Below are 8,962 nucleotides of genomic sequence, written 5' to 3'. Positions count from 1 at the left end.
GTCGGGGCCGACGACGGCTTCTTCGACCTCGGCGGCGACTCGCTGCTGGCCATGCGGCTGATCGCTCGCATCCGCGAGGTGCTGGGCACGGAGCTGAACGTCCGCACGCTGTTCGCCGAGCCCACCCCGGCCGGTGTCGCGGCATCCCTGGAGACCCGCGGCGAGGACGACGACTTCGACGTCCTGCTGCCGATCCGCACCGAGGGGACCCGGCCCGCGCTGTTCTGCGTCCACCCGGTGGAGGGCATCAGTTGGCGCTACACGGGCCTGGCCGACCACCTGCCCGCTGACCTGCCCATCTACGGCCTCCAGGCACGAGGCCTGGCCCGGACCGAGCCGTTGCCGCGGACCGTGGCGGACATGGCGGCCGACTACTTCGAACGGATCCGATCCGTCCAGCCCACCGGCCCCTACCACCTGCTCGGCTGGTCGCTGGGCGGGGTGGTCGCCCATGCCCTCGCCACCCACATCCAGGCACGGGGCGAGCAGGTCGGCCTCCTGGCGATTCTCGACGGCTATCCCGCCTCCACCGCCGTACGGAGCCGGCCGGAGGACGGCCGGGAGGTCATGCCGAAGGTCCGCGGGAAGATGGACCAGCGGCTGGACCGGATGATCGAGCAGGTCGTCGGCCGTGGGGACGTCGGCCGCGGGGACGTCGACGGCGAGCGGCTGCGCAGGATCCGCTCGGTGCTCGACAACACCATGAGGCTGGGCGCGGAGTTCACTCCGGATGTCCTGCACGGCGACCTGCTGCTGTTCGTCGCGCTGCTTGACCGGTTGCCCTCCCAGCCCGCAGCCGAGGCGCCCACCCTGTGGCGGCCCTACGTCGACGGGCGGATCGACGGTCACGAAATCTCAGGAGCCCACCAGGAGCTCATGCAGGCAGAACATCTCGCGGAGATCGCACGGGTGATCACCGAGAAGCTGGCACGACACGAGAGGTGAGAAAGGTGCCGACGACAAGCATTCGACCGCTCCTCCGTAGCAAGCCGCGCATGTGGGGATGGACCTTCCGATGACCATCAGCCTCGACCGGCCGGAGCCCCCGGCCGCAGCGCTCCCRCACGTCCGGCCGATCGCCAGGATCGCGGGTGTCGGGACCGCCGTGACCGCCACGTCGTACACCCAGCGGGAGCTGCTCGACATCCTGGGCGTGACGGATCCCAGGGTCCGCTCGGTCTTCCTCAACAGCGCGATCGATCGGCGCCACCTCACCTTGCCCCCGGCCGACGCTGCCGGCCGCCGGGTCTGCGAGCCGCAGGGCGACCTGCTGGACAAGCACAAGCGGCTCGCAGTCGGCATGGGGATCGAGGCCCTCACCGCCTGTCTGAAGGACGCCGGCGCCGAGCTGGCCGACTTGGGCCATCTGTGCTGCGTGACCTCGACCGGATTCCTCGTCCCGGGGCTCAGCGCACTGATCATCCGCGAGCTGGGCATCGACCGGCACTGCAGCCGCAGCGACATCGTCGGCATGGGCTGCAACGCGGGCCTGAACGCGCTCAACGTGGTGGCCGGCTGGTCGGCGGCGCACCCGGGAGAGCTCTCCGTCGTGCTGTGCGTCGAGGCGTGCTCGGCGGCGTACGCGCTGGACTCCACGATGCGCACGGCCGTGGTCAACAGCTTGTTCGGCGACGGTGCCGCCGCGGTGGCCATGGTCGCCGGCACGCCAGGTCCGGGGGCGCGCATTCTGAAGTTCGCGAGCTGCGTCATCACCGACGCGATCGACGCCATGCGCTACGACTGGGACCGCGACCAGGGACGGTTCAGCTTCTTCCTCGACCCGCAGATCCCCTACGTGGTGGGCGCGCACGCCGAGCTGGTCGCCGACCGGCTGCTGGCGGGCACCGGCCTGCGGCGCAGCGACATCGCCTACTGGCTGGTGCACTCGGGCGGGAAGAAAGTCATCGACGCGGTCGTGGTCAATCTCGGGCTCACCCGCCACGACGTCCGGCAYACCACCGGAGTCCYGCGTGACTACGGGAACGTGTCCAGCGGCTCCTTCCTGTTCTCCTATGAGCGGCTGTGCCAGGAGGGCGTTACCCGTCCCGGTGACCACGGGGTGCTGATGGCCATGKGGCCCGGCTCCACCATCGAGATGGCGTTGGTCCAATGGTGAGGGCGAAGGAGATCGTGCTGAGGATCGACGGCGCCCAGCCGTTGTCGGCCGAGTCGGTCCGCCGGGTCGCCGAGGTCTGCGACCGGGTGGAGGACTCCGGCGGGACCGCAGCCCTGGTCGCCCACGTGTCGGGCGCCCCGCGCGGCGGGGTGCCCGAGGACCTGACCGTCGGTCTCGTGACCAAGTGGGAGCKGGCACTGCGCCGGCTGGAGCGGCAGTCCGCGACGACGGTCGCCATCGCCTCGGGGGACTGCGGCGGGACGGCACTCGACGTACTCCTGGCCACCGACGTGCGCCTGGCCACCCCCGGCACTCGGCTGCTCGTCATGACCGACGGCGGGGCCACCTGGCCCGGGATGGCCCTCTACCGGCTCGTCCAGCAGGTAGGGACCGCCGCGGCTCGCCGGGCAGTGATGTTCGGCGCGCCGATCGACGCCGTCGAGGCGCTGCGGCTCGGGCTGCTCGACGAACTGTCCGACGATCCGGAGGGCGTGCCGGTGGAAGCCTTCCCCGGGCGGGAGCTGGCGATCAGACGGCAGCTGATGTTCGATGCGAGCACCACGAGCTTCGAGGAAGCGCTCGGTGCCCACCTGGCCGCCTACGACCGTGCGCTGCGCCGCGGGGCGGCATCATGACGGCCGGGGTCGCCGCCCCGCAGCGGGCGGAGAAGGCTCTGGCCGAGGCGGCCGAGCGCGCCGAGGAACGGCTCGCCGCGTTGCCCGAGCCCGCGGTGCGCTCACCCGAGCAGCGGGCCGAGGCCGCCGCCGTGGTGGACGGGATCCGCCTGCTGCGGGTCCGGTTCATGGACGCGCATGCCGACCAGGTGTACGACCGGCTCACGGCTGGCCGCACCATCAGGCTGCGGCTCGGTGAGCTGGTCGAGGCCGCCGCGACCGCGGTCCCCGGCCTGGTGCCCACCACCGGGCAACTCGCCGTGGAACGCGAGCGGCCGCAGAGAAACAAGGAAGGGCGCGAGATCGACCAGGGCATCTTCCTGCGGGCGGTGCTGCGCTCGCCGCTGTCCGGTCCGCACCTGCTCGACTCGATGCTRCACCCGACCCCGCGCGCGCTGGCGCTGCTGCCCGAGTTCCGCCGCACCGGTTCGCTGCGGCTGGAGACGGTACGCCTGGACCGGCGCGACGGGGTGGCCCACCTCACCATGTGCCGCGACGACTGMCTGAACGCCGAGGACGAGCAGCAGGTCGAGGACATGGAGACCGTCGTCGACCTGGCCCTGCTCGACCCGGCCGTCCGGGTGGGGCTGCTGCGCGGCGGGGAGATGAGCCATCCGCGCTACCGGGGCCGGCGGGTGTTCAGCGTGGGCATCAACCTCAAGCGCCTGCACGCCGGGGAGATCTCGCTGGTCGGGTTCCTGCTGCGTCGCGAGCTCGGCTACATCAGCAAGATCGTTAGAGGTCTGGTCGCCGGAGAGGGGGCGACCTGGCGCGGTGGCGTGATCGAGAAGCCGTGGGTGGCCGCCGTGGACACCTTTGCCATCGGCGGCGGGGCCCAGCTCCTGCTGGTGTTCGATCATGTCCTGGCCGCGGCCGACTCCTACTTCAGCCTTCCGGCCACGCGGGAGGGCATCATTCCCGGGGTCTCGGCGCTGCGGCTCAGCCGGTGCGCCGGGCCACGGCTGGCCCGCCAGGTCATCCTGGGCGGCCGCCGCATCTGGGCGACCGAGCCCGCGGCCCGGTGCGTGCTCGACGAGGTCGTCGAGCCGCACGAGCTGGACGCCGCCGTCGACCGGAGCGTGGCCCGGCTCGACGGGCCGGCGGTGGTCGCCAACCGGCGGATGCTGAACCTCGCCGAGGARCCTGTGGCGGAGTTCCGCCGCTTCGTGGCCGAGTTCGTGCTGCAGCAGGCGCTGCGGCTTCATGATCAGGATGTCATCGACAAGGTCGGCCGATTCGCCGGGAGCCTCGCATGAACGAGCCGCGGGTGCGCTACGCGAAGAAGGGCCACGTGGCCAGCATCATGATCGACCGGCCTGAGGTGTTCAACGCGCTGGACCAGCGGACTCACCAGGAGCTCGCCGCGATCTGGAACGACGTGGAGGCCGACGATGAGGTGTGGGTGGCGGTGCTGACCGGCGCGGGCGACCGGGCCTTCTCGGTCGGCCAGGACCTCAAGGAGCGGGCAGAGCTCACCGAGCGAGGCGCGCCCGCCACCTCCCTCGGTAGCCGGGGTCAGCCCGGCTGGCCCCGGCTTACCGAGCGCTTCACCCTGTCCAAGCCGGTGATCGCGCGGGTCAACKGGTACGCGCTGGGTGGCGGGTTCGAGCTGGCCCTGGCCTGCGACCTCATCGTCGCCGCCGAGCACGCGGTCTTCGGGCTGCCGGAGGCGCGGCTCGGCCTGATCCCCGGGGCCGGCGGCGCGTTCCGGCTGGCCCGGCAGCTTCCGCTGAAGACCGCGATGGGGTATCTGCTCACCGGTCGCCGGCTGACCGCCGCGACGGCACTGCGGTTCGGCCTGGTCAACGACGTGGTTTCCTACCCGGAGCTGGACGGCTGCGTCGCCGAGTGGACCGACGACATCATCAGAAGCGCCCCCCTCTCGGTTCGCGCCATCAAGGAAGTGGTGCTCAGATCTCTCGACATGCCGCTGCCGGAGGCATTCTCCGCCCGATACCACTGGGAAGAGCGGCGCCGGCACAGCCTGGACTCCGCGGAAGGGGTCCGAGCGTTCGTCGAGAAACGCGACCCAGAATGGGCTGGCCGCTGAGCCCGCGCCGTCCGCCGCCCACCGCTGGTGCGTCGTCCAGGAGAAAAGAATCCGTAATCGGGGGTGGGCGTCATTCCGGTTAACCAGCGGGCTGGGGTGGAAAGCGCGTCGAGGCGCAACGAACGGAGGGGCAAGAATGGACATTCATTCGATCGACCACATTGAGCTGTTCGTCGAGGACGCCGCGCAGGCTGCGGCCGAACTGTGCGATTCCTTCGGTTTCACCGTCACCGGCCGAGGCGGGCCGCGCACCGGGCTCAAGGGCTGCGAGTCGGTGCTGCTGCGGCAGTGCGACATCACTGTCGTCGTCACCGCCGCGACCAGCTCCGACCACCGCGCCGCCGAGTTCGTCCGTCGGCACGGCGACGGAGTGGCGGTCATCGGCTTCGCCGTCGACCAGGCGCAGGCCGCGTTCGCCGAGGCGGTGAATCGTGGAGCGGTGCCGGTCACGCCGCCCGAGACCCTGGGAACGCCGGGCGGCCGCGTGACCTTCGCGTCGGTGGCCGGGTTCGGCGACGTGGAGCACCGCTTCACCTCCCGGGAGGCGGTCGAGGGGCCCTTCTCGCCCGGCCTCATCGAGGAGACCGTCCCAGACCGCTCCAACGAAGGCCTGCTCAGGGCCATCGACCACGTCGCGGTCTGCCTGCCCGCCGGCGAACTGCACCCGACCGTACGCGCCTATCGGGACGTGTTCGGCTTCACCCGGACCTTCGAGGAGCGCATCGTGGTCGGCTCTCAGGCCATGGACTCCCAGGTGGTGCGCAGCCCGTCCGGCAAGGTCACCTTCACCATCATCGAACCGGACACCACCCGCGCCCCCGGCCAGATCGACGAGTTCGTCCGCTCGCACGGCGGGGCGGGAATCCAGCACATCGCGTTCCGCACCGACGACATCACGGCGGCGGTCCGGGACAGCGCGAAGCGCGGGGTGCGGTTCCTCACCACCCCGGCGAGCTACTACGAGGCGCTGCCGGCGCGGCTCGGCCCGGTCGGCGTCYCGGTGGAGACGCTGCGTGAGCTCAATATCCTGGCCGATCGCGACCACGGCGGCGTCATGCTGCAGATCTTCACCGCGTCCCGGCACCCCAGGCGGACCTTTTTCCACGAGCTGATCGACCGCCGCGGCGCCCACACGTTCGGCAGCAACAACATCAAGGCCCTGTACGAGGCCGTCGAACGCCAACGGGCCGCCGAGAGCGCCTGACCYCGGCCTTGGGGGAGTGAGCAGGTGGGAGCTGATCTCGTGCCCCGGCGCCTCATCGTCATCGGCGCCGKATTAATCGGCACCTCGATCGCCCTGGCCGTACGCGACCACGGCGCCGACGTGCTGCTGACCGACCGCGATCCGGCGGCGGCGCGGCTCGCCGCGGGCCTCGGCGCCGGGGTGGTGCTACCCGGTGGACCCGCCGCCTACCGGGGCGCTCCCGCCGACCTCGCGGTGCTGGCCGTACCGCCCGCCGCCGTGCCTGCCGCCCTGCKGGACGCGCAGAAGCACCAGGTGGCCCACGTGTACACCGACGTGGCCAGCGTCAAGCAGGCGCCGATCGCCGAGGCTRCCAAGCTGGGCTGCGACCTCACGGCCTTCGTCGGAGGCCACCCCCTGGGCGGCAGGGAATGGTCAGGGCCGCTGGCCGCCCGGGCCGGCCTGTTCCGCGGCCGGTCCTGGGTACTGTGCCCCACCGGCGAGTCCGGCGCGGCCGCCGCCGCCACGGTGACCGCGCTGGTGCGGGCCTGCGGCGCGCGGCCGGTCCTGATGGATCCCGCCGAGCACGACCGGGCGATGGCGGTGATCTCGCACGCCCCGCACGTGGTGGCCTCGGCGATGGCGGCCCGCTTCGTGGACACCCCGGAGACAATCATGAGGCTGACCGGGCAGGGTGCGCGCGACGTCACCCGGATCGCGGCGGGCGACCCTCGGCTGTGGCTCGGCATCATGTCGGCCAACGCCCATCCGATCGCCGACGTGCTCGACGAGGTGGCGCGGGATCTGGCACGTACGGCCTCGGCGCTGCGGTCCGAGGGGAACACCGCCGTCACCGATCTGCTGGTCCGCGGCMGGGTCGGGCACGGTCGCATCCCCGATCCACAGAAAGTGGAGGACAGCYGATGGAGACAACCCATTACCCGCGCAAGGAAGACCTGCGCAAGGAAGACCTGCACTCCAGCGTCGCCGATCCCGTCATGGACACGATGAACTTTCTCAACGAGGTCACCGTGCGTTTCCCCACGGCGATCTCGTTCGCTCCTGGACGGCCCTATGACGGCTTCTTCGACATCGAGYAGATCTTCACGCAGGTGCGGCGTTATCTCGATCACCTGGCCGAGCGGGGCGACTCGCCAGCTCAGATCCGCGACGCCCTGTTCCAGTACGGCCCGTCCGCCGGACAGATCCGGAAGCTGATCGCCGAATCACTCCGGGTGGACGAGGGCATCGACGTGCCGCCGGAGTCCATCGTGGTCACGGTCGGCTGCCAGGAGGCGATGTTCCTGGCGCTGCGGGCGCTCATGCGGGACCCGGGCGACGTGCTGGTCGTCTCCAGCCCGTGCTACGTGGGGATCACCGGCGCGGCCCGGCTGTTGGACATCGAGGTGACCCCGGTCGAGGAACGGGCGGACGGGCTGCACTGCGCCGATCTGGCGGCCGCGGTCGCGGCCGAGCGGGCGCGCGGGCGCCGGGTCAGGGCCGTCTACGTGGTCCCCGACCACTCCAACCCCTCCGGGGTGACCATGCCGCTGCCGGCCCGGCGGGCGCTGCTCGACCTGGCCGTACGCCTTGACCTGCTGATCCTTGAGGACAGCCCGTACCGGCTGGTCAGCCCGGGCCCGCAGGTGCCGACGCTGAAGTCGCTCGATCCGGCGCGCCGGGTGATCCACCTCGGCTCCTACTCCAAGACGGTCTTCCCGGGGGCCCGCGTCGGATTCGCGGTCGCCGACCAGGTGGTGCGGGACGCCTCCGGAGGGACCGGGCTGCTGGCCGACGACCTCRCCAAGATCAAGAGCATGGTCACGGTGAACACCTCGCCGCTCAGCCAGGCCGCCATCGCCGGGGCCCTGCTCGCCGCCGACGGCCGGATCTCCGAGCTGAACGGCGAGACCTCGGCCTACTACGGCGACACCATGCGCGCCATGCTGCAGTGCCTGGACAAGCACCTGCCGGCCGAGCGGCGGGCCGAGCGCGGGGTGAGCTGGAACTCACCCCGCGGCGGATTCTTCCTGACCATGCGGGTGCCGTTCCGTGCCGACAATGCCGCGCTGACCCGTTCGGCGCAGGACTTCGGGGTTATCTGGACGCCGATGTCCTACTTCTATCCGAAGGGYGGCGGCGACCACAGCATCCGGCTGTCCACCAGCTACCTGACCCGCTTCGACATCGAGGAGGGCATCGCGCGGCTGGTCGGCTTCGTGGAGTCGCAGGCCAACCCGCCGCGCTGAGTCGGTTACCGCACTGAGTCGGTTACCGCACCGAGCCGGTTACCGGGGTGAGCCGGTTACCGGGGGCCATGGGTCGGCTGGCCGGGTGAAGCCTATGAACGGGGCGTGCACGATGACGAGGCGTGTCGTTCGGTCATCGAATCTGAGTGGACATTTTCAGGGCCGGATGTCCAACTGCTGAATCGGACATCTGGCCGGGTACCGCCTTGCTCTGCCCGTCACGGGTCGGTTACCTTACAGTGGGATGAGTCGTTATCCCCAAATGGTCGCCGACGGAGAGAGGTAATGGTCAWGACCAATCCCTTCGAGGACGAGTCCGCCAGCTATTTCGTGYTCGTCAACGACGAAGGCCAGTATTCRCTCTGGCCGGTCTTCGCCGAGGTTCCAGGAGGCTGGTCCATCGTCCACGGTGAGGACTCCAGAAAGGCGTGCCTGGACTTCATCGAGGAGAACTGGACGGACATGCGGCCCAAGAGCCTCATCGCGGAGATGGCGGAGTACGAGACCGCCGACTGACGGCAGGTCTCGCCGCACCACTCGATACCGGACGGATGAGGCGGGGACGTCGATGCCTGGTACTGCGGACCTGACACTACCGGAGATGTTTCAGGCGCAGGTGGTCGCGCGGCCTGATGCGGTGGCGGTGGTCTGTGAGGATGTGCGGTTGACCTATGCGGAGTTGGATGCCGC

Annotated in this window: 9 protein-coding genes; all 9 read left to right on the top strand. The window is 70.6% G+C overall.

The genetic code is table 11. The annotated features are described in order from the left end of the window. On the top strand, window positions 1-945 hold a 945-nt coding region (locus tag CcI156_RS23075; RefSeq protein ID WP_139341584.1), incomplete at its 5' end, for an alpha/beta fold hydrolase. A 70-nt stretch (window positions 946-1,015) separates the two neighbouring features. Then, window positions 1,016-2,116 (top strand): 3,5-dihydroxyphenylacetyl-CoA synthase DpgA, encoded by a 1,101-nt coding sequence (gene dpgA / locus CcI156_RS23070; RefSeq protein ID WP_076808212.1) that lies wholly within the window; start codon window positions 1,016-1,018, stop codon window positions 2,114-2,116. Next, window positions 2,110-2,751 carry an enoyl-CoA-hydratase DpgB gene (dpgB, locus tag CcI156_RS23065; RefSeq protein WP_076808210.1) on the top strand — a complete coding sequence of 214 codons (642 nt, stop codon included), beginning with the start codon at window positions 2,110-2,112 and terminating at the stop codon, window positions 2,749-2,751. The genes dpgA and dpgB overlap by 7 nt, the downstream gene beginning before the upstream one ends. Next, on the top strand, window positions 2,748-4,046 hold the full coding sequence (dpgC, locus tag CcI156_RS23060) for a (3,5-dihydroxyphenyl)acetyl-CoA 1,2-dioxygenase DpgC (protein WP_076808208.1): 1,299 nt from the start codon (window positions 2,748-2,750) through the stop codon (window positions 4,044-4,046). Before dpgB ends, dpgC begins: the two co-directional genes overlap by 4 nt. Then, entirely contained in the window at window positions 4,043-4,840 is a 798-nt protein-coding gene (dpgD, locus tag CcI156_RS23055; protein WP_076808205.1) for an enoyl-CoA-hydratase DpgD, read from the top strand. Before dpgC ends, dpgD begins: the two co-directional genes overlap by 4 nt. A gap of 136 nt (window positions 4,841-4,976) precedes the next feature. Then, window positions 4,977-6,044, top strand: a complete 1,068-nt coding sequence (hppD, locus tag CcI156_RS23050; RefSeq protein WP_076808203.1) for a 4-hydroxyphenylpyruvate dioxygenase — start codon at window positions 4,977-4,979, stop codon at window positions 6,042-6,044. 24 nt (window positions 6,045-6,068) lie between these two features. Continuing rightward, on the top strand, window positions 6,069-7,034 hold the full coding sequence (locus CcI156_RS23045; protein WP_254847579.1) for a prephenate dehydrogenase: 966 nt from the start codon (window positions 6,069-6,071) through the stop codon (window positions 7,032-7,034). Next, a complete protein-coding gene (locus CcI156_RS23040; RefSeq protein WP_076808200.1) occupies window positions 6,947-8,272 on the top strand; it encodes a PLP-dependent aminotransferase family protein in 1,326 nt (441 codons plus the stop codon). The genes CcI156_RS23045 and CcI156_RS23040 overlap by 88 nt, the downstream gene beginning before the upstream one ends. 285 nt (window positions 8,273-8,557) lie before the next feature. Next, on the top strand, window positions 8,558-8,788 hold the full coding sequence (locus CcI156_RS23035; protein ID WP_076808197.1) for an MbtH family protein: 231 nt from the start codon (window positions 8,558-8,560) through the stop codon (window positions 8,786-8,788). The last annotated feature ends 174 nt before the right edge of the window (window positions 8,789-8,962 follow it).

Source organism: Frankia sp. CcI156 (assembly GCF_001983015.1).
GTDB classification, from domain to species: Bacteria; Actinomycetota; Actinomycetes; order Frankiales; family Frankiaceae; genus Frankia; species Frankia casuarinae.
The sequence above is the reverse complement of the archived record's forward strand: the minus strand, read 5'-3'. Positions and strand labels throughout refer to the sequence as shown.